The following is a 22255-nucleotide window of genomic DNA, read 5'->3' as shown; positions in this document are numbered from 1 at the left end:
GAGTCTTCCGTAATAGGGGCTGTCAGAGGAGCGAGGTCTGGTCGCGTTTCTTGCGGCGTTCGTTGGCCAGGCGCGCGCGTCGGCGCTGGTCGTGATCGTGGTCGTCGCTGGCGGCCGGCCGTTGTGCCGGGTCGTCCAGGCGTCCGAGGTGGGCGGCCAGCGCGGCAAGGCTTGGGTGGTCGAACACGTCGGTCACCGACAGGGCCAGGTCGAAGCGCTGGTTGAGCAGGCGGCGCAGGCGGATCAGGTCCATCGACGAGGCGCCGAGTTCGAAGAAGCTGACCGAGGCTGGCAATTCGTCGCGGCCCAGCAGTTCGCCGAGCAGTTGGCCCAGGGTCGCCAGCAGCCGTGCGTCTGTCGGTTGCTGTTGTGCGGCCGGGCTGTCGACGCGGACCTGGCGCGTGGCCACCGGCCAGCGATTGGCCGGCATGGCCGCGCGGGCAGGTGCGTCCCAGGCCGTCGGCTCGCTGGCCAGGCGCAGCAGCAGGTCGTGGTAGGCGCCGAACATCTCGTCCAGCAGGCCCTCGGGGAACAGGCCATCGACCGAGTCCCAGTTGAACACCAGACAGCCTTCGCGCTCGACCACCTGCTGGTCGATCCACACTTGCGGGGTCTGGCTGATGCCGTAGCCGAACTGGCCGAGCCAGTCCTGTCCGGCGTCGTCGGTGGCGACACCGAGGCCACTGGTGAACACCACCGGCATGGCCACCGCGTCCAGGCGGCGGTTGCGTCGTGCGGCTTCGCGCAGTACCCGCACCGCCGACACCTGCATGTGTTCCAGGTCTGCCCACAACTGGCGTTGCAGCAGGCTGGCGCGCTCGGCGAAGGGCACCGCACCTTCGCCTTCGAAGGCCAGCAGCACCAGCGAGGTGAAGTCACCGACCAGGTGGTCGATGTCCGGGTGCACCGCCGGGCGGTTGAACAGGGTCAGGTTGAGGGTCAGGCGCGCCTCGGCCGACCAGTGCGCCAGGACCTCGCCATAGGCGCTCAACAGCAAGGCGTTGGCGGTCACGTTGCGGGCGCTGGCGGCAGCCTGCAGGGCCTGCCACTGGGCGGGTTGCAGGCGCGCCTCGCGGCGGCTGAAGTGCGGTGGCCGGATGTCACGCGCGGCGCCTTCGACCAGCGGTAGGGCGGGACCTGCCGGCAATTGCGCGAGCTTGTCCTGCCAGTAGCCCAGCGAACGTTGCCAGGAGGGGCGCAGTTCGAAGCGTTCGAGCAGCAGCACGTAGTCGCGGAAACTCGCTCGCAGGGCCGGCAATACCCGCCCGGGATGGCGTGCCAGGCTCGACCATTCGGCGAGCAGGATGCGCATCGAACGACCGTCGCAAACCAGGTTGTCGAGGCTGATGCACAGGCGTACCCGCGCGTTCGGCAGTTGCGCTGCGCGCAGCGAGAACAGCGGCCATTCGCGGGTGTCGGGCACCTCGTGGGACAGCTCCAGGCGCACCACCTGTTGCCAGTCGTGCAGTTGCTCGGTGCTCGCCGTGCGCAGGTCGGTGCAGGCGATGCGGTAGGCCGGTACCTGCTCCAGGATCTGTTGCAGGCCGTTGTCGTCGATCACCGCGCGCAGCATGTCATGGCGCTCGACCAGGGCCTGCCAGGCCTGCTCCAGGGCTTCGAAGGCGATGCCGTCGACATCCACTTCGGCGTACAGGTGAGTCGATACCCCACCCAGTTCGAAGCCTTCGTCACGGCCGATCCAGTAGGCCTGCTGCACATCGGTCAGCGGGAACGGTGCAAAGCGTTCGGCCGGGTTGGCCACCAGCGCGGGCAGGCGGTCCTCGTAGGCCGGGGCGGCCGCCACGCGCAGGGCGAAATCGCCCAGGCGCGGATGGTCGAACAGGTCCGGCAGTGCCACCTGGGCATTGAGTTCATGCCGTACCCGCTCGATAAGGCGCACCGCCACCAGGCTGTCACCGCCCAGGTCGAAGAAGTGATCGCCGGCATCCAGGCCTTGTACTGCCAGCAGTTGTTCCCAGATGCGCAGGAGCGCCTCGGGTACCTGGCTGGCGTCACCGGTGCCGCGGCTGCCACGGTTGCGGCGTTGCGACGGGTCCGGATGCGGCAGTTGCTGGCGCATCACCTTGCCGGTCGCCGACAGCGGCAGGGCGGCGAGGGCGGTGATGGTCTGCGGGACCATGTAGGCCGGCAGCAGGGTCGCCAGGTGTTCGACCAGCTTGCGTGGGGCGAAGCGCCGGGCCTCGGCCGGGTGCTGGGCCAGCAGCAGGTGCATGCCCGGTGCCTCGCCGGCGACGCTGGCGGCCTGGGCCTGGGTGAAGCCGGCAGCGGTAAACGCCGCGGTCCACTGCGGGGCTTCCAGGAGTGCCTGGCCGCTGGCCTGGCGCTGGTCGGCGAAATGCTGGTAGCCGCCTTCGAGCAGGGCCACGGTGGCCAGCTGGAAGTCGCTGTTGCGGGTGATCTCCGGCGCGGCCAACACGCCGCCAGGGCTCAGCAGGCCCGCCAGGTTGTCCAGCAGGCGCGGAATGTCGCGGCTGCGGTGCAGGGCGTTGAAGGCGATCACCAGGTCGAAACCGTGGGGCTCCAGCCCCTGCTGGCTGGCCGGCAGGTCCGGGTCGAGCACCCGGCAGGCGAGCTGGTGGTGCGCCGGCCATTGGCCTTGCTCGAACTCGCTACGGGCCTGTTCGACCAGCAGTGGCGCGGCGTCGCTCAGGGTGTAGTCCAGCGCGGTGTCGGCCAGCAACGCCAGCAGCTCACGGCTGGCCACGCCGCTGCGGGCGCCGATCTCCAGTACCCGTGGCGCGCGGCCCAGGGCTTGCGCCGAGGCGGCGATCAGCTTGGCCAGGGCGCCGAGAGTGGCCGTCCACAGCGGGTTGAGGCGGGTCATCTGCTCCGGGGCCAGGGTTTGGTCGACCCCGTAGAACAGCTCCAGCGCGTTGGCCTGGCCACGTAGCACGGCCAGGCGCTGGGCGGCACCTTCACGCAGGCGCAGCAGCACCTGGCGCGGCAGGCCGCAGGCTTCGGCCAGCGGTCGCAGGCGGGACCATTCGCTGGCGCTGTCCGGGCCAGAGGCTGGCAGCAGGGTCTGCCAGCGCTGGATCAGGGCGCTGAAGCCAGGGGTGGGTGCCAGTTGCGCCCAGCCACCGGCGGCGTCGACGGTGTCGCGCATCAGTTGCAGGCCAAGGTCGTCCATCAGTTGCCAGAACCCGTCCAGGCTGGCCGGTGCGCCGGGCAGTTGGGCTGCCGCGGTCACCGCTTGCCAGTGGCCATCGCTGGTGGCTGTGGTGCAACGCAAGGTTTCGAACAGCTCATCATCCTGCTCGCGCGGCACCACCCAGGCGGCCAGGCGCTTGTTGCCGCGGGCCGGGCCGATGGCATCGACCACCGCTTCGCGCACTCCGGGGTGGCGCAGCAGGGCGCTCTCGATTTCCCCGAGTTCGATGCGGTTGCCAGCGATCTTCACCTGGAAGTCACGTCGGCCGAGGAACTCCAGGGTGCCGTCGGCCCAGTAGCGCGCCAGGTCGCCGGTGCGGTACAGGCGCTGGCCATCGCGTGGATGCTCGATGAAGCTTGCGGCCGTGCGCACCGGGTCGTTCTCGTAACCCAGCGCCAGGCCGACACCGGTGATGTACAGGTCGCCGGTGACGTAGTCGGGGCGATCGTGCAACTGGCCGTCGAGTACCCGGTAGCCCTGGTTGGTCAGGGGGTAGCCGTAGGGAATCGATGTCCAGTGTTCCGCCACCTGGCCGACTTCGAACCAGTTCGACCAGATCGACGCCTCGGTGGCGCCGCCCATGGCCACCAGGGCCGCTTGCGGCGCCAGTTCGCGCAGGCGGGTGGGCAGGTTGAGGGGAATCCAGTCGCCACTGAGCATCGCCCGGCGCAGGCTCGGCAGGCTGCCACCGACGGCGGCCACCTCATCGAGCAACAGTTCGAGCAGGGCCGGTACCGAGTTCCACAGGGTGATGCCATGGCGCTCCACCAGCTCGCGCCAGTGCGCCGGATCGCGGACACCGGCCGGCAGTGGCAGGACCAGGGCGGCACCGGCGGCGAAGATACCGAACAGGTCGTACACCGACAGGTCGAAGTACAGCGCCGACAGGCCCAGCACCCGGTCGTCGGCCTGGATGCCGAAGCGCCGGTTGATGTCCAGCACGGTATTGACCGCGCCGCGGTGGTCGATCAATACGCCCTTGGGCGTGCCGGTCGAGCCGGAGGTGTAGATCACGTAGGCATCGTCGGTGACCGCCCGCTCCAGCGCCAGCGGCGTATCGGCATGGGCCTGGGCGGCTTCTTCGCTGGCATCGAGGACGCTGACCGCCAGTTCGGCGACCAGGGCCTGGACGATCGGCAGATGGTCGGCCTGGACCAGGGCTACGCGGATCCCGCTGCCTTGCACGATGGCTGCCAGGCGCGCTGCGGGCACGTCGGCATCGACCGGCACGTAGGCACCGCCGGCTGCCTGGATGGCCAGGCAGGCGGCGACCTGCTCCGGTCCCTTGCGCATCACCACGGCGACCCGGTCGCCGCGGCTCACGCCCTGGGCGAGCAGGCCGTTGGCCAGGCGTCGGGCCCAATCGGCCAGGGCCTGGTAGCTCCAACTGCCACTGTGGGTGAGCAGGGCCGGGGCATCGGGCGTGCGTGCCGCCTGGTCGAAGAACAGTTGGTCCAGGCAACGGTTCGACAGGGGCGCCTCGGTGGCATTGATGGCCGCGCGGACAACCTGCTGGGCCTCGGGCAGTTGCGCCGGGGTATCGGCCTGCCACAGTGCCGGCTCGTCGGCCAGTTCCGCCAGGCGTTGGTTATAGGCGGCGAACATGGCGTCCAGGGTGCCGGGCTGGAACAGCGCCTCGACGGCATCCCAGTTGTAGATCAGCGCCCCTTCGAGTTCGCAGGCCTGGTGATCGAGCCACACCTGTGGGGTCTGGCTGATGCCGTGGCCGACGACGCCCAGCACGCTCTCGGCGGCGGCGCCCTTGGTCGGGTCGCTCATGCCCAGCTGGCTGGTGAACACCACCGGCATGGCCAGGGTGTCCTGGCGTTCGCGGCCACGGTTGGCCTCGCGCAGCACATCGACGGCGCTGAAGGCACGGTGTTGCAGGTGTTCCAGGACCTGGCCGTTGACCCCGGCGGCCCGTGTGGCGAAAGCCTGCTCGCCACTGTAGTCGAGCGGCAGCAGGGTGACTGCGGTGAAGTCACCGAGCAATCGGGGTACATCCGGGTGCCACGGCAGGCGGTCGAAGATGGTCAGGTTGAGGGTGAAGCGCGGCTCGCTGCTCCAGGCGGCCAGCACTTCGCCGAACACCGTGATCAACAGCGATGCCGGGGTACAGCCGACGGCTGCCGCGCGCTCGCGCAGGCGCTGCCAGGCGGCTGCATCGAGGCGATGCTGGCGGCGGCTGAAGCTTGGCTTGGCCTGTTGTCGCGCGCTGTTGCGCAGCGGCAGTTGCGGTGCCGGTGGCAATTCGTCGAGGGCGGCAAGCCAGAACTGCCGGGCACTGTCGCGCTGTTGCTGGCGCACCGGATCGTTCAGGCGGGCCAGCACATAGTCGCGGAAACCGATGGCGAACGGTTGCAGGCCGGCGGCCGCGGCATCGTTGCCGGCGCGGTACAGGGCGGCCAGTTCCTCCCAGATGATCTGCCCGCTGGTGGCGTCGTTGATCAGCATGTCGATGCCGATGTGCAGGCGCACCGCGCCCTCGGCCAGGCGCGTGGCTCGCACGTCGAACAGCGGCCACTGGGCGCAGTCCAGCACCTGGTGCGACATCTGTTCGCGCCAGGCCTGGCAGTGGGCCTCGCGGTCGCTGGCGGCGGCCGTAGAGAGGTCGGCGACTTGCAGGCGGTAGTGCGGTACTTGGTCGAGCACGCGCTGGCGACCGTCTTCGCCGATGACGATGCGCAAGGCACCGTGGCGCTGCACCAGGGTGTTCCAGCAAGCTTCGAGCAGGGCCAGGTCCAGGCCACCGGCGGCGTCGGCCTCCAGGTAGGCGTGGCAGGCCACGCCGCCGAGTTCGTAGTGACCCTGGCGGCCGATCCAGTAGGCATGTTGCAGTTCGGTGAGCGGGAACGGCTCGGCGGCGTTGGCCAGGTCGGCGACGATCGCCGGGGTATCGGCGGCCGGCGTGGCGCTGGCGTTGGGCAGTTGCTCGACGAGGTAGTCGCTGAGGCCGCGCGGGGTGCTGCGCTCGAAGATCGCCTTGAGTTCGCAGCGGATGCCCAGGCCGGTTTCACAACGGCGGGCGAAGTCCATCACCAGGATCGAGTCCATGCCCAGCTTGAGCAACTCGGTGTCGTCTTCCAGGCGTGCCGGGGCCACGTGCAGGGTGCGCGCCAGTTCGGCGACAACGAACGCATGCACTGCGTCGGCGTCCAGTTCCTGCGGGTTGCCGGCCAGTGTCGGCGTGCTGACCGGGGTTGCTTCCAGCGCGCAGCGGGCGAAGGTCGCGGTGGGGTTGTACAGCGACAGCAGGGGGATGAACTGGCGCCAGTCCACCTGCACGGCCACGTGGTTGCCGGTGGCGCCCGCGGCCAGCAGCGCCGACAGGGTGGCCAGGTAGCGTGGCGGTGCCAGGCGGACGATGCCGGCCGAGCGCAACAGTTGCAGCAGCGACGCGTCGACTTCGCTCATGCCGGCGCCGCCGCCCCATGGGCCCCAGGCTACCGACAGCGCCGGCAGCCCTTGCTGCTGGCGCAGGCGGACCAGCGCATCCTGGAAGGCGTTGGCGGCGCCGTACGGCACTTGCAGGCGTGAGCCCCAGATGCCGGAGATGGAGGTGAAGCAGACGAAATGCTCAAGGGCATGCTGCTGGCTGTGCTGGTGCAACAGCCAACTGCCCTGGGTCTTGGCCAGGGTCACGCTGCGGCAACCGGCTTCGTCGAGGTCGGCCAGGGCGCTGAAGCGGCTGGTGCCCGCGCAATGCCAGATCCCGGCTAGGGCCGGGCCGCCCTGGCGGTGGCGGTTGTCGATGGTGGCAAAGACCGCGGCCACGCTGGCGGCATCGGCCAGGTCGCAGTCCAGGTGCTGCAATTGCACACCCTGGCCGCGCAGCAGTTCCAGGCGTGCCTGCCAGCCTGCCGGGGCTTCGCGCCGGGCGAGCAGCAACAGATGACGCGCACCTTGTGCCACCAGCCAGTCGGTGGTGTGGCGGCCGAGCGCGCCGTAGGCACCGGCCACCAGGTACAGCGCATCGGCGCGCAGGCGCAGTGGCTGGGCCGCGGTTGCCATTGGCGTAGCGGTCAGGCGTGGGCGCTGCCACTGACCGTCACGCAAGGCCAGGGCGTCTTCCGTGCCGAACTGGCTCAGGGCCTGGGGCAGGGCGCTGGCCAGCAGTGCCGGGTCACGTTCGCTCAGGTCCAGTTGCAGCCAGCGCGGGCCGGGGTACTCCAGGGAGAGCGGCCGTGCGGCACCGGCCAGGGCGGCTTGCAGCGGGTCGCAGGCTTCATCGGCCAGGGCCTGGGCGACGAAGGTCGGCAGCAGGATGCGTGGCTTGCCGCCGGCGCGTTCGAGGTGTTGCAAGGCCTCGGCCAGTTGCCAGACATGACGGGATTCGGCGAGCTGCGCGAGCCGGGCATCCAGGCCGCCGAGGTAGATCAGCAGGTGCGATTCCTCGACACGTCCGACATGGGCCGGCCAGGCGTCGAGACTCAACTGCTCGCAGTGGTATCCCGCCAGGTGCAGGGCCAGCGCGTTGGCAAAGGCGGTATCGCCACCGAGCAGCCAGCAGCGTGGGCGTTCGGCGCTGGGTTGTGCGTCGAAAGGTTCCCATTGCAACTGATACAGGTCCACCGGTACTGCGGCGGCGCGTTCGGGTTGCGGCTGCAGGGGCAGCGGCGTGCGTGGAGCATCCTCGTCGTATTCGAGCCAGTAGGGCTGGCGCTCGAAGGGGTAGCGCGGCAGTGCCCGCGGCGACAGTTGCGCCCCGCGCCACAGCGCGGCCTCGTTGAAGTCCTGGCCGGCCTGGAACAGTGCTGCGCAGGCTTCGAGCAGGCTCTGCGCATCATCGTTGCCACGCCGCAGGCTGGCGACGCAGGGGATGTCGCCGACGCTGCGCTGGGCCATGGGCGTGAGCACGGCGTGGGCGCCCAGCTCCAGCAGCAGGTCGCAGTGTTCGGCGGCCAGCGCCAGGGCCTGGGCGAAACGTACTGGCTGGCGCGCGTGGGCGACCCAGTAGTCGGCGTCGGGGGCGGCGTCCAGCGGCGCACCGGTGAGGGTGCTGATCAGCGCCAGTTGCGGCACCTCGGCATCGAGGTGGGCGCAGGCGGCGCGCCAGTCCTCGAGCATCGGTTCGAGCAGCGGCGAGTGGAACGCGTGCGACACCGCCAGCGGCCGGGCATGCACCTGGCGGGCGGCCAGTAGTACACCAAGGGCCTCCAGCGCCGCGCTGGCGCCGGAGAACACCAGGTCCTGCGGGCCGTTGCAGGCGGCGATGGCCAGGCGTGAGCGCTGGGCCTCTGGCAACTCGGCCAGCACGGCTTCGGCATCCTCCAGCGACAGCCGTGCGGCGAGCATGCCGCCGGGCTCCTGCAGGGCCTGCATCAATGCCCCGCGGCGGGCGATCAGTCGCGCCGCCACGGCCAGCGGCAACGCACCGGCCAGGACCATGGCAGCGAACTCACCGATCGAATGGCCGACCATGACCCGTGGCTGTACGCCGAAACTGCGCCACAGCTGGCCGAGCGCGTAGCCCACGGCGAACAGCGCCGGCTGGGCCCAGGCGGTCTGCTCCAGGCGCGGATCGGCGCTGGCGTGCATCACCCGGATGATCGACTCGCCCAGGTGGGGCGCGAGGGCTGCGTCGGCGGCATCCAGTGCTTCGCGGAAGGCCGGTTCGCGAGCGTACAGGCCGGCACTCATGCCGGCGTGTTGCGAGCCCTGGCCGGTGAACAGGAAGCCGATCCGCGGGGCCCGCGTGTAGCCTTCATGGTTCTGGCTGGCGACGCGCTGCAAGGCCTGGCGCAGCTCATCGGCATTGCTGGCGACCACGGCTGCGCGGTGCGAAAGGTGGTCGCGGCGCCGGGCCATGGCATTGGCCAGGGCATGCAGTGGCAACTGGGTACGCTCGGCATAGGCCGCGGCCAAGTCGCCAAGGGACTGGCTGCTGCGGGCCGAGAGCACGAACAGCGCCGGGCCGGTTTGCCCGGCGGCGGATGGCGCGGGTGTCGGTGCCTGTTCGAGGATGATGTGGGCGATGGTGCCAGCGAAGCCGTATGAGGTGACGCCGGCCCGGCGCAGCGCCTGGCGCTCGGGCCAGGGTTCGCTGCAGGCCGGCAGGCGTGCCGGAATGGCTTGCAGGTCGATCGACGGGTTGAGCTGCTGCAGCCCGACTAGCGGCGGAATGCGCCCGCGCTCCAGGGCCAGCACGGTCTTCACCACGCCGGCCGCGCCGGCGGCAGCTTCCAGGTGGCCGATGTTGGTCTTGACCGAACCCAGCCACAGCGGGTCGTCGGCGCTGCGCCCGCGGAAGACTTCGGCGACCGACTGGTATTCGATCGGGTCGCCGAGGCGGGTGCCGGTGCCGTGCATTTCCAGGTAGTCGATGTCGGCCGGGGTCAGGCCGGCGCGGCTCAGGGTCTGTTGCAGCAGGCGCCGCTGGGCATCGCCGTTGGGGGCCGACAGGCTGCTGCCAGCGCCGTCCTGGCGCACGCAGCTGCCACGGACCACGGCCCGTATCGCGTCGCCATCGGCCAGGGCCTGGGCCAGCGGCTTGAGCACCAGCACCACGCACCCTTCGCCGCGTACGTAGCCGTCGGCGCGGGCATCGAAGGTCTTGCAGCGACCGTCGGCGGCCAGCATGCCGGCCTGGGTCAGTACCTGGTCGACCTCCGGCAGCAACTGCAATTTCACCCCGCAGGCCAGGGCCAGGCCGGCGTCACCTGAGCGCAGGCTTTGCACGGCCAGGTGCAGGGCGCTGTGGGAGGCCGAGCAGGCGGTGTCGACAGCCATCGACGGGCCTTCGAAACCGAAGCAGTAGGACAGTCGCCCGCAGGCGGCGGCGAATGAGGTGCCGGTGCCCCAGTAGGCATCGAAATGCTCGGCCTGTCCGGAGATGAACGGAATATGTCCGTAGTCGCCGGTGCCGATGCCCACGTACACCGAGGTGTCGCTGCCACGCAGGTGGGCCGGGCGTTGGCCCGCATCCTCCAGCGCGTGCCAGGCGGTTTCCAGCAGCAGGCGCTGCTGCGGGTCGGTGTTGATCGCTTCGCGGGCCGACATGCCGAAGAACGCGGCGTCGAACTGCTCGATGCGCTCCAGGTAGGCACCGAAGCCGGGGATGCCTTCCGGGGTGCGGAAACGCGCTGCCGGCATCGGGCCGATGGCACTGGCACCGTCTTCGAGTTGCTGCCAGAAGGCATTGTCGTCCTGCACCTCGCCCTCGCTGCCGGGCAGGCGGAAGGCCATGCCGATGATCGCCACGGCCTGGTCGTCGCTCTCTGGTCGCGGCGTGTCGGTTGCCTCGGGCGCCGCAGCGGTAGGCGCGGCGCCGCTGGCCTGCAGGCGATCGAGGATCCAGCCGGCGAGGTGGTCGAGGGTCGGTTGCTCGAACAGCAGTTCGTCGGCGGTTTCCACGCCGAATGCCTGGCCGGCGACGGCGGCCAGGCGCACGGCCGAGAGCGAGTCCAGGCCATGGTTGAACAGGCTGGTGTGAGCCGACAGGTGGCGCGCGGCGACTGTGCCGAGGATGGCGGCGGCCTGTTCGGCGAGCCAGGCGACCAGGTGTTCGCGGCGCATGCTCGCCGGCAGCGCGAGCAGTTCGCCAGCCGCCTGGGTGGCCTGGTTCTGCGCAGCCTGGACGGGAGCCAGATCATCCTGCCAGACGACCTGCAGTTGGCCCTCCTGGTAAGCCTGGCGGACCGCGCGGCGGCGCACCTTGCCGCTGGTGGTGCGGGGCAGGGTGCCCTTGCGAATCAGTACCACGGCGGCGGTGGCCAACTGATGCTCGCTGGCAATTGCCGCACGGATGGCCTGGGCCACGACCGCATGATCGATGGCATCGACGGGTTTGAGCACTTCCTGGACGAGCACCAGGCGCTCATCGTCGCCGCTGTCGGTGAGCCCGAACGCTGCTGCGGCGTCGGCGACACAGGCGCCATGGGCCGAACCACTGGTGGCCTCAAGGTCATTGGGGTAATGACACTGGCCGCGAACCAGCAGCATGTCCTTGTGCCGTCCCGTGACGTACAACTGGCCCTGATGGAGGAAGCCCATGTCGCCGGTGCGCAGGAAATCGCAGCCCTGGTCCGGCACGGTGCGTGCGCCGAATACTTGCTGGTTGAGTGCGGCTTTGCTGCCGTCGGCATCCCAGTAGCCGCTGGCGATGCACGGACCGGCCAGCCAGATCTCGCCGACCTGGCCGTCCTGGCACGGGGTGTGGCTGTGCGGGTCGACGATGCGCAGCGTCTGGCCGTCGAAATCGTCACCGTTGCCGACGTAACGACGCCAGCCGTCGACCAGCTCGCCGCTGGCCAGCCTTACCTGGGCCTGGCCGGCGACGAGGGCATTACTCTCGACGTCGATCAGGCAGGGCGCCTGGCTGGCGATGTTGGCCGAGACCAGCAGGGTCGCCTCGGCCAGGCCATAGGCCGGGCGGATGGCGGCAGTCTGCAGGCCGCAGGGGCCGAAGGCACGGATGAAGGCGTTGACCTGGCCGGGCAGCACCGGCTCGGCGGCGGGCATCAGGCAGGTGATGGCGCCGAGGTCCAGCCCGCTCAGTCGGGCGGGTTCGCGGGTGGCCTGGTCGGCGCACAGGCGCAGGGCAAAGCTGGGGCAGGGCAGCGCGGTGGCCCGTTCGGCCGCCGCCACTTCCAGCCAGCGCAACGGGTCGGCCATGAACGCCATCGGCGCCATGTACACCGCGCGGTTGCCCTGGGCCAGCGGCAGCAGGATGCCCATGATCAGCCCGAGGTCGTGGAACAGCGGCAGCCAGCTGGCGACCACGGTGTCGGGGCCGGCACCGGTCAGGCGCGAGAGGAAACCGAGGTTGGCCATCAGCGCCCCGTGGCGGTTGATCACGCCCTTGGGTTCGCCGGTGGAGCCGGAGGTGTACTGCAGGAAGGCGATGCCCTGGCCGTCGATGGCCGGGCGTTGCCACTGGGCGGTGTGGTCGCTGTCCAGGCGTTGCACCAGCAGGTCGTGACGGGTGGTGAACGTCGCCAGGTCATCGGCACAGGCCTGTTCGATGGCCGTGCTGGTGATCAGGGCGCGGGCGCGGCAGTCGCTGGCGATGCCATCGAGCTTGGGCAGTACCCGGCGTACCCGGGCCACGCCCGGCAGGTTGACCGGCACGCCGATCACGCCAGCGTACAGGCAGCCGAGCAGGGCGACCACGTAGTCGAGCCCCGAGGGGAACAGGATAAGGGCGCTGTGGCCAGCCAGGCCGCGCTGTTGCAGGCCGGCGGCGCAGTGCCGCACGCGCTCGGCCAGTTGCTGGTAGCTCAGGCGCTGGTCGGGTTCGCCGGCCTTGCCGACAAAGCACAGCGCTGGTGCATCGGGGGTGTGCAAGGCATGGTGTTCGAGGCTGTCGACCAGGGTCGGGAAGCCGGGCAGGGTAGGTACCGTTTGGGCTTTCATGCTGTCTTCCTTTGGGCATCGCAGGCGATGCTGACTGGTTGCCACCCCGTTTTCGGGGTAGGCGGTTCCTGCGCGGCCTCCTTCGGGGGGCCGCGTTGTTCGAATGAGCGAGTGAGAGGGGGCGGGTCAGGCCAGGGCGCTATCCCGCGAGCGGATGCGCCAGTGCCGGGTGCCTTGTTGCTGGGCCCAGAAGCGCGCGTACACGCCACCGGCATCGAGCAGTTGGGCGTGGGTGCCGCGCTCGACGATGGTCTGCTGGTCGAGTACCAGGATCTGCTGCACCTCGGTGAGGGTGTACAGGCGGTGCGCGATGACGATCACGGTCTTGTTCCGGGTCAGTGCGTTCAGGGCCTGGGCGATGGCCGCTTCGTTGTCGCTGTCGAGCGCGGCGGTGGCCTCGTCGAGGATCACGATCGGCGCATCCTTGAGCAGCGCACGGGCGATCGACAGGCGCTGGCGTTCGCCGCCGGACAGGTTGAGGCCGTCGCCCAGGCGGGTCTGGTAACCGTCGGGCAGGGCCATGATGAAGTCGTGGCAGCAGGCGGCGCGGGCGGCAGCCTCAAGTTCGGCCTGGGTGGCTTCGGGACGGGCGATGCGCAGGTTGTGCTCGACCGTGTCGGCGAACAGGTGGGTGTCCTGGAACACGAAGGCGATGCGCGCCAGCAGTTCGTCCTGGCGCATGTGGCGTACGTCGACGCCGCCGATCAGCACCTGGCCGGCATCGGCATCGTGAAACCGCGCGAGCAGTTGTGCCAGGGTGGTCTTGCCGGCGCCGCTGGCGCCCACCAGCGCGGTGATGCTGCCGCCCGGAGCGTCGAAGGTAATATCGCGCAGGGCCGCCGCGCCGCCGGTATGGGCGAAGCTCAGGTTGCGCACCTGGATGCCGTGGTCGCGCGGTCGCAGGCTGACCGTCGGCTCCAGCAGGCAGGGTTCGTCCAGCAGGGTCTCGATGCGCTCCAGGCTCTTGCGATAGAACGCCAGTTGGGCCATCAGCGTGGCCGACTCGCCGAGCATGGCGAAGAACCGGTGTGCCAGCACCAGCATCAGGATCAGCAGCGGTTGCGCCAGTTCACCTTGCACCGCCAGGTACACCGCAAGCCCGAGCAGCGCCAGCAGGCCGATTTCCAGGAGCACGGCGAAGCCGACGGCGAGCAGCCCGGCGACCACTTCGATACGAATGGACAGGCGGCGCAGTTGGATCATGGCCGCTTCCAGTGCACCGAAACGTTCGGCCGAGAGACCGAAGGCGCGAATCACCTTGATCCCCTGGACGAACTCCAGCAACTGGCTGGCGACAGTCGCCCGTTGTGCGTGCTTGGCCCGGCTCATGGTCGCGAAGCGTCGGCGCAGGGCCAGGGCCAGCAGGCTGCCGGCACCGACCGCGAACAGCGCCACCAGGCCCAGGCGCCAGTCGATCAGCAGCATCAGCGCGCCGCTGAGCAGGGCGATGCCCAGGCGACCGAACAGCTCGCCGGTCAGGTGGGTGAAGGCTTCCTCGACCTGGGTGGCGTTTTCCCCCAGCACGGCGCTGAGTTCGCCACTGCGGCTACGGCTGTGAAAGCCCAGGGGCAGGCGACGCAGCTGCGCGGCCAGTTGCAGGCGCAGGTCACAGATCATGCCGGTGCCGCCGAGGAAACCGCCGAGGTTGGACGCCAGGTTGCACCCCAGTTGCAAGACCAGGCTGAACAGCAGGACCAGCGTCAGCCAGACCAGCCGCGTACCGTCCAGGCTGCCGGCGAACATTTCGCGCAGGGCGATGTACAGCACCCCGTAGGGGACGGTGGCGAACAGCGCTTCGCCCAGGCGCCAGCCGATGCTGCGCCACACCCGGCCGTTGTCGGGGCTCTGGGTGATACGGAAAACCGCCAGGAGCATATTCATGGGTGTACAGCCTCCAGGTTGGAATGCTGGGCCGTGTGGCTGCCAAGGCGCCAATCGGCGTTGGCCTGTTGGGTGTGCCAGAGCTTCTGGTAGAGCGGCTCGCTGGCCAGTAGCCGGGCGTGGGTGTCGCAGGCGCGGATGCGCCCGGCCTCCAGCAGCAGGATCTGGTCGGCTTCGACGATGCTGGCCAGGCGATGGGCGATCAGTACCACCGTGCGCCCGGCGGTGAGGGTGCCGAGGGCCTGGAGGATCTGCGCTTCATTCATCGGGTCGGCGAAGGCAGTGGCTTCGTCAAGCACCACGATCGGTGCGTTGCGCACCAGGGCCCGGGCGATCGACAGGCGTTGCCGCTCGCCCCCCGACAGCCGTGCGCCACGTTCGCCGAGCAGGGTCTGGTAACCCTGGGGCAGGGCTTGGATGAACTCGTGGGCCTGGGCCGCCTTGGCCGCCTCGATCACCTGGGCTTCGTCGATGTCGCTGCGGCCCAGGCGGATGTTGTCCAGCACACTCTGGTTGAACAGGTGCACGTCCTGCATGACATAGGCCACCTGGTCGTGGATTTCCCCCAGCGGCCAGGCACGCACGTCGCGACCCTGCAGGGTGATGCGGCCCTGCTGCACGTCCCAGAAGCGCAGCATCAGTTGTGCCAGGGTCGACTTGCCGGCGCCGCTGGGCCCGACGATGGCGGTGAGGCTGCCATGGGGTAGGGTGAAGCTGATGTCATGCAGTACCGTGGCGCCGTCGTCGTAGGCGAAGTCGACGTGTTCGAAGGCCAGGGCATGGGGGGTGGCCGTCAGCGGCGCCGGCTCGCTGTTGCCCAGCTCCGGCGCCCGCAGCAGGGTTTGCACACGGCTGTTGGCCGCCTGCACCAGCCGCATCAGGTTGCCGAAGAACGCCAGGGCGAACAGTGGCCGGGTGATGCCCAGGCCGAGCAGCAGGCACAGGGTGAAAGCCTGCAGCGAGAGGCTGCCGTTGAGGTAGAAGTAGCCGCCGATGGGCAGGATGAACAGGCTGTTGGCACCGATCACCACGGTGAACGCCGACCAGCCGGGGACGGTGGTGGAAACCATCCGGCCGATGACATCGCGGTAGGCGCCGATCGCGTTTTCCAGGCGGCCGGTGGCGTTTTCGCCACGCAGGTAGGTCTTGACCACGGCGATGCCCTGCACGTAGTCGACGATGCTCGCCGAGAGTTCGGCGTTGACCTGGCCGTACTCGGCCATGACCTGCGGGATGCGCTTGAACAGCAGAATCTGCACGCCTACCGCCAGCGGCACGGTGACCAGCGTGGCCAGGGCCATGCGCCAGTCCAGCCAGAACAGCGCGACGGCGCTGGCCAGCGGCAGGGCCAGGGCGGCGGCGCTGTCATTGAGGTGGTGGGCGATGAACTGCTCCAGCCGGTCGATATCCTCGCGCAGCACCTGGTTGGCAATGCTCGCGGTGCGCGCGTCGATCCAGCCCAGCGGCAGGCGGGTGAGCTTGTTGGCCAGGGCCAGGCGCAGGGTGTGCAGGCTGTCGAACGCCGCCAGGTGCGAAAGCACTCCGCCACTGCACAACAGCACCCAGCGCAGCAGCATCGCCGCGCCGCTCCACGCCAGGATCGGCAGGACGTCAGCGAAGCGCGCGGCATCGCCCTGGGCGTAGCGCAGCAGGATCAGGTACACGGCGATCAACGGGGTAATCGACAGGATGCCGGACGCCGCGCTGCACAGTGCCGCGGCGATCAGCCGGCGGCGCTGGTTGCCGACCAGCGCCAGCAGGGCGGCGAAGCCGGTCTCGGGGGTAGGGGTGGATTCGGTCATGGAGACTCCGCAAGCGTGAGTTCGGCCAGCCGGCGCAGCCGGGCCTGAAGCTGTGGGCGCTGATCGCGCAGAAAGAAGTGTTCGCCATCGAGCTGTTCGAGCTGGAAACCGGCGCGGGCGCAGCGCTGCCAGCCGTGCATGTGGCTGGCGGGCACCAGCTTGTCGCGCAGCCCGGCGATACCGTGGATGGGGCAGTACAGGTCAGGCAGGTCGCTGCGTTGGTAGCGGCAGGCCAGTTGGAAATCCGCCAGCAGGGTGTGCTTGACGGCGGCCAGCAGGGCCGGTGCCTGTAGCACCTGGGGCGAGGTGCCGCCGAGCAGTGCGAGCAGCGCCGGCAGGTCGGTGCCGCGCAGTTCGGCGACCTGCAGCAGGCGCGCCAGGCGGGCACTGACGGCCATGTCCGGCGGGGCACTGGCCGACAGCCACAAGGCCATGGGCGGCGTGCCTTCGGCCTGTAGCGCCAGGGCCAGTTCGTAGGCCAGTTGGCCGCCCAGGCAATGGCCGTAGAGCACGAAAGGTCCCTGGCGGCGAGCCAGTTGCGGGCGCAGTTGCGCCAGGCACCACTGTACCCAGCCGGCCATGTCGGGGAGTGCCGAATTCAGGCGGAATCCTTCGCGACCAGGCAACTGCACGGGGCAGAAATCCATGCTGTCGGCCAGCGCTGCACGCCAACCGGCGAACAGCGAGGCCCCCCCGCCGCCGAAGGGAAAGGCGAACACGGCCAGGCCTTCGTGGTCGGGTTCGCCCTGGGGGAAGACCTCGCGAGGCGAATCGAGCATCGGCAATGGAGCGGCGCTGCCCTCGTCCGTCGATGACGGCGCTGGCAGTTGCCATTCAATCTGCGGGGCAAGTGGGCAGGGACGGGTGTCGCGTTGCAGGTGCAAGGCCAGGTAGCGCAGTCGACCCTGCGCGAGTGCCTGCGCGGTGCGGTCGCGGCCCTGGCGGAAGGCTTGCTGGATGAAGTCGTCTTCAGCCGTGTCGCTCGCGAGTGTGTCGTGGTGTGGTGCGGAATTGCCAATGTGCTGGGCCACGTCGGCGCTGAGGTCGAGCGTACGGGTGCAGACCAGGCCCAGCGTCGCGGCCTTGGCCAGCAACCGTTGCCAGGCCTCGTCGTCGAGCAGGTCGGCAACCAGCAGGTGGCCGCCGGGCCGCAGTACCCGCGCGGCACCGTGCAACAGGCTGGCGGGAGCGTGCACGCCTTCGAACAGCTCTACCGCCAGCAGCAGGTCGCAACTGGCAGCGGGCTGGGGCAGGTGGCAGGCGTCGGCGACCTGCCAGCGGATTTTCAGGTCGGCGAACTGGCGGCGGCAGGCGGCGATCTGTTCGGGGCATACATCCAGGCCGGTGAGCGACGCAGCCGCGCCGTGGCGGGCCAGGCTAGCCAGGGCCCCGCCGCGGCCGCAGCCCAGGTCCAGCACCCGGCGCCCGTCGATCGGCAAGCCGTCGAGCGCGGCCTGGAACAGTGCCTGTTGCGGCTGTTCGCCAGCGATGCCGTGGCACAACCACTGCAGTTGGCGATCCAGTTGCAACGCCTGGCTCAACTCGTCGAGGCGCCCGTAGACCAGCCGGGTCAGGTGCACGGCCGTGGTCATTGGCCCGGCTCCACGGCGGCGCTGGCGCGTGCCTGGCAACGTGGTGCGAGGACCAGGCCGAGCAGTGCCAGCACCCCGGCGACGGCGAAGCTGGCGGCATAACCGTAGTGATGGGTGAACTGCGTGGCACTCAGCCCCAGCACCAGCGCGCACAGCGCGTCGGTACACTGCAGCACCGTGTAGTCGGTGCCGGCCTGGGCGGGTGAAGCCCAGTCCATCATCAGGCTGTAGAGCACCACGAAGCCCATCGCCATGCACAGGCAGAAAGCCAGGAAGATTGCGATCAGCGCCACCTTGTTCGTGCCACCCTGGCTCTCCAGGGCCAGGTAGCCCATTTGCAGCAGCAGGTAGCAGAACAGGCTGGCCCGGACCATGCGCTGGCGCCCGACCCGCTCCAGCAGCAGTCCGCCGAGGCAGGCACCGGCGATGCCGGACAGGGCGATGCCACTGCTCGACAGCAGTCCCACCTGCAACACGTCGAAGCCGCGGTCGACCAGGTAGGTGAGCATGATTGCGGTAAACCAGCGCACCGGTGCCTGGAAACTCACCACGCAGGCCATCCCCCAGCGCACCGCCGGGCGTTGCCAGGCCCGGCGCAGGCTGGGAGGCTCGACGACCTGGGGCGTTTCCCGGGCCGGCAGTGGCAGGCTGCGCTGGCGCAGCAACAGTGCCGGTACTGCGCACAGTGCCAGGAGGATCACCAGGTAACCCGTGGCGAGCGGCCAGCCGCTGCGGCTGGCCAGCGCCACCCAGAGGCCGCCACCGAGTATGTAGCCCAGGTAGCTGCCGCCGATCTGCATGATATTGCCCAGGCCGCGTTGCGGGCGTGACAGGCTCAGTACCGCGGTACCGTCGGTGACGATGTCCTGGGTGACCATCACCAGCATCAGCACCCCGAGCAGGGCGATCAGCGGTGTCAGCGCCGTGGCCGGGGGCAGGGCGATGGCCAGCAGCATGCCGATTGCCAGCAGCCCCTGCAGGGTGTTGGCCAGGCGCAGCCGACCGCCGGGGACGTTGCCCGCCAGGCGGTCGGTGCGTGCGGCCCAGAGGAACTTGATGGCCGTGGGCAGGAACAGCAGCGACAGCAGGCCGATCTTGTCCAGGCCCACGCCCTGGGCGCGCAGCAGCACCGGCAGGCCCTCGTGGGCCAGGCCGCTGAGCAGCCCCTGGCTGGCATACAGGCCGCCAAAGGCGGCGAGCAGGCCAGGCAGGGACGCGGGACGCTGGCCCAGGTTGTCGACAGTGAGGGGGCGTTCAGTCATGTCAGAAGCTCAGGTTGACACGCAAGCCGGCCAGGCGGCCTTCACCCACCTGGTAGGCGGTGCCGATCGGTGCCCCGGCGTTGAAGGCGTACACGGCGTAGGTCTTGTCGGCCAGGTTGTCGACGTAGAAGTCGGTGGAGAGGTTGCGGTTGATCTGCCACGACAGGCCGGCGTCGAGCAGCGAGTAGCCACCCTGGACCATGGTGTTGGCTTCATCGAAATAGGTCTTGCCGATGTAGGACACGCCGGCATGTGGCGTCAGCGTCATGCCATTGCCCAGTTCGAACACGTACTCGGCGGCGAGGTTGGCGGTGCTGCGTGGCGCGTAGGGCAGGATGTTGCCCGACAGGTCATTGCTGGAGGCGCCGGTCGGGTCCTGGTAGTTGCGGAACTCGGACTTGTTCACTGCCACGCCGGCCTTCACCCGCAGGGCATCGGTGGCCTGCCATTTGGCGGTCAGGCTGGCGCCACGGGTGCGCGCGTCGCCAACGTTCTGCAGGTATTGGCCTTGAACCGGGCCAACCGACAACTGATAGTCCTTGATGCGCATCAGGTAGGCGGCGCCAGCCAGTTCCAGGCTGTTGTCGAGCAGGTTGGCCTTGAAGCCGACCTCGTAGTTGCGCGTCTTCTGTGGCGCGTAGTTGAAGTCGATGTTCTGCGGAGTGACCGCGCGGGTGAAGCCGCCGGCCTTGAAACCGGTGCTGAACAGCGCGTAGACCGACACGTCGTCGGTGAGCTTGTAGTTGATGCCGAGTTTGGGCGAAGTGGCGTTGTCGCGCTTGTCGTTGTCCATCGACAGGGCGCCGAAGCGGGTGTCGACGTCGGTACGCTGCTGTTCGAAGCGGATGCCGGGGGTGATGTCCAGACGGTCGGTGGCGTGCCAGGTGACTTCGCCGTAGGCGGCGTAGGAGCGGATGTCCTGGTGCGAGTCGAGGGCGTAGAGCGGGATCTCGCGCTTGAAGTCGAGGTCTTCGGCGTACAGGCCGGTGACGAAGTCCAGTGCCTTGCCGGGTTCCTGGCGCGAGGCCAGGCGCAGTTCCTGGGAAATGGTGCGCTGCTGCTCGGGGGTGTAGCTGCCGAACACGGTGCGCTGGTTGTCGCGGGTCTGGTAGCCGGTGAGGGCGCTGAGCACCATCGAGCCCAGGTCATAGTCGGCGTGCAGGCCGTAGCTGTTGGTCACCAGGCGGTAGTGCGATTCCATCGGCAGTACGCGGCGCGAGTCCTTGTCGCCGTTGACGATGAAGTACTCCTCGTCCGAGTGGGTGACGTCGCGGGCGGCGCTGACCATCACGTCCAGCGGGCTGCCATCGGGGGCGTAGCGCAGGCGCATGCGGCCGTTGCTGTCGTCGTTGTCGCCCAGGCGCGAGCCGGTGTACATGTCCTTGAGTTCGCCGCGGTTGTCGACGGTGCCGACGGCGACGTCGCCGAACAGGGCACCCGGTACCAACGGCCCACTGGCCAATACCTGCACGCCTTGGCCACGTTTGTTGGCGTCGATGCTGGCATCGAAACGAGCCTGGTCATCGGGTTTGCGAGTGACCACGTTGATCACCCCGCCGACTGCGCCGCGGCCATACAGGGTGCCTTGCGGACCATAGAGGATTTCCACCTGCTCCAGGCCCTGGGGCAGCATCTGCGAGAGCAGGGCCTGGTCCTGCGGCAGGCCGTCGATGAGCAGTTGCGCAGCAGGGTTGTAGAAGTCCGGCGAGGACTGGCCGCGGATGGTGAAGTTGTCGAACGCGCGGGACGAACGCTGGCGGATGTGCACGTCGGTGAACACCCGGTCGAGCTGATCGACCCGGCGCAGACCACGCGGCAGGATTTCCTCGGGGGTGACCACGTCGGCGGCACCGGGGATGTCCTGCAGGTTCTGGTCGCGCTTGGTGGCCTTGACCGTCAGGGCCGGCAGTTCGAGGGTGGGCTTGCTGCTGTCTTCGGCATGCGCCGGGGTAGCCAGAGCCAGTGCGAGAAGAGACAGCGGGTACGGCAGGAAGTTGGTTTTTTTCATGTTGGCAGATCGTCTATTTTTGATAATAAGAACTATTACTATCTGTAAGGCGACGATCTACCCCATGCGGGAATTTACGGTCCCATTCGGGAAAACTTCACTTCAGAGGGTGTCCCTGATCCCCTTGACGCTGGCCGGTGCGACGCCATGGATGCGCCGGAAGGCCGCCGCGAACTGGCCCGGATTGGAGTAGCCGACGAACTCGCAAGCCTGCAGCACGCTGCATTCTCCCGCTTCGAGCAGCCCCCGTGCCTGTTGCATGCGCACCTCGCGCAGGTACTGGGCGATGGTCTGGCCGGTCGCGGCCTTGAAGGCCGATTTCAGGTAGCACTCGTTGATGCCCACGCGCCGGGCCAGCGAGGCGATGGAGTGGCCGTAGGCGAACTCGCTGTGGAGGATGTCGCGGGCATCGCGCACCGCCACCCGCTGGCGCAGGGGCAACTGCGGGCCTTGCTGCCAGGGCTTGTGGTCGACCAGTTGGGCGAGCATCTGCAAGGCTGCCGCTTCGGCGTGCAGGCGACCGATCGTGGTGTGCATGGCGCTGGTGAGCAGGGTGCTGGCGGTCGCCATGCCGAGGGTGTGGCACAGATGTTCGTTGTCGAGCAGCAACTCGGTGCCGTTCGGGCCACCGATGGTCTCGGCCTGGTCTTCGAACAGTTGTTCCAGCAGCGGCGTGGGCACTTCGATCGATACACCGCTGAAGTGTCCGACCATCTCGCGGTTGAAGGTCTGCTCTTCGCTGCCTTGGCGCAGCATCACGCCAGCGCCGCGGTAGACGGTCGGCTTGTGCTGCTCGGGCACCTTCAAGTGCAGTTCGCCGGCGACCATGATCTTGATGGTCAGGCAATTGGGCGGTTGCACGTAGTGGTCTTCGAAGGTGCCGGCGAAATCGTACTGGCCACGGGCGAGGCTGATGCCATGGGCGATGCGATGAATGTCGGTCCAGCCACTGCCATGGTGCCTGGGCAGGTCGAAGCGGGCGTAGCCTGGGTTGAGATCGGTGGGCAGCGATGCTGCGGGGTTGGAGGTTGGGGTAGACACGGCATATCTCCCAGAAGCCAATGACCGAAGGCGTCAGGCACCGGGGCGGCGAGTCCATCCGGGGGTACCTGGAGCGCAGTGGGGATCTAGGATAAGCGTTTTTGTCTTGATGTAAATGATAATTATTGTCGAATGGATGGCGC

At 68.9% G+C, this 22255-nt stretch carries 7 protein-coding genes; all 7 read right to left on the bottom strand.

Annotated features, from left to right (window positions below; translation table 11 throughout):
• Positions 1 to 22: 22 nt before the first annotated feature.
• Complete coding sequence (locus AC6I6U_RS20900) at positions 23 to 12526, bottom strand: amino acid adenylation domain-containing protein (protein WP_497877925.1); 12504 nt, start codon at positions 12524 to 12526, stop codon at positions 23 to 25.
• A 126-nt stretch (positions 12527 to 12652) separates the two neighbouring features.
• Positions 12653 to 14407 carry an ABC transporter ATP-binding protein gene (locus AC6I6U_RS20895; RefSeq protein WP_497877924.1) on the bottom strand — a complete coding sequence of 585 codons (1755 nt, stop codon included), beginning with the start codon at positions 14405 to 14407 and terminating at the stop codon, positions 12653 to 12655.
• A complete protein-coding gene (locus tag AC6I6U_RS20890) occupies positions 14404 to 16209 on the bottom strand; it encodes an ABC transporter ATP-binding protein (RefSeq protein ID WP_497877923.1) in 1806 nt (601 codons plus the stop codon). The genes AC6I6U_RS20895 and AC6I6U_RS20890 overlap by 4 nt, the downstream gene beginning before the upstream one ends.
• Positions 16206 to 17801 carry a thioesterase domain-containing protein gene (locus AC6I6U_RS20885; RefSeq protein WP_497877922.1) on the bottom strand — a complete coding sequence of 532 codons (1596 nt, stop codon included), beginning with the start codon at positions 17799 to 17801 and terminating at the stop codon, positions 16206 to 16208. Before AC6I6U_RS20885 ends, AC6I6U_RS20890 begins: the two co-directional genes overlap by 4 nt.
• Positions 17798 to 19063, bottom strand: a complete 1266-nt coding sequence (locus AC6I6U_RS20880; RefSeq protein ID WP_497877921.1) for an MFS transporter — start codon at positions 19061 to 19063, stop codon at positions 17798 to 17800. The genes AC6I6U_RS20885 and AC6I6U_RS20880 overlap by 4 nt, the downstream gene beginning before the upstream one ends.
• A gap of 1 nt (position 19064) precedes the next feature.
• Positions 19065 to 21071, bottom strand: coding sequence for a TonB-dependent receptor (locus tag AC6I6U_RS20875; protein ID WP_497877920.1), 2007 nt, complete (start codon positions 21069 to 21071; stop codon positions 19065 to 19067).
• Positions 21072 to 21173: 102 nt separating this feature from the next.
• Positions 21174 to 22112, bottom strand: coding sequence for an AraC family transcriptional regulator (locus AC6I6U_RS20870; protein ID WP_497877919.1), 939 nt, complete (start codon positions 22110 to 22112; stop codon positions 21174 to 21176).
• Positions 22113 to 22255 lie beyond the last annotated feature (143 nt).

This window comes from Pseudomonas sp. UTLPPB19802 (assembly GCF_059730225.1).
Note: the sequence above shows the minus strand (reverse complement) of the source record. Positions and strands in the feature narration are given on the sequence as shown.

Coding starts and splice junctions, on each gene's coding strand:
- AC6I6U_RS20900 (WP_497877925.1), bottom strand. CDS start 12,526: ATGAAAGCCCAAACGGTACCTACCCTGCCCGGCTTCCCGACCCTGGTC.
- AC6I6U_RS20895 (WP_497877924.1), bottom strand. CDS start 14,407: ATGAATATGCTCCTGGCGGTTTTCCGTATCACCCAGAGCCCCGACAAC.
- AC6I6U_RS20890 (WP_497877923.1), bottom strand. CDS start 16,209: ATGACCGAATCCACCCCTACCCCCGAGACCGGCTTCGCCGCCCTGCTG.
- AC6I6U_RS20885 (WP_497877922.1), bottom strand. CDS start 17,801: ATGACCACGGCCGTGCACCTGACCCGGCTGGTCTACGGGCGCCTCGAC.
- AC6I6U_RS20880 (WP_497877921.1), bottom strand. CDS start 19,063: ATGACTGAACGCCCCCTCACTGTCGACAACCTGGGCCAGCGTCCCGCG.
- AC6I6U_RS20875 (WP_497877920.1), bottom strand. CDS start 21,071: ATGAAAAAAACCAACTTCCTGCCGTACCCGCTGTCTCTTCTCGCACTG.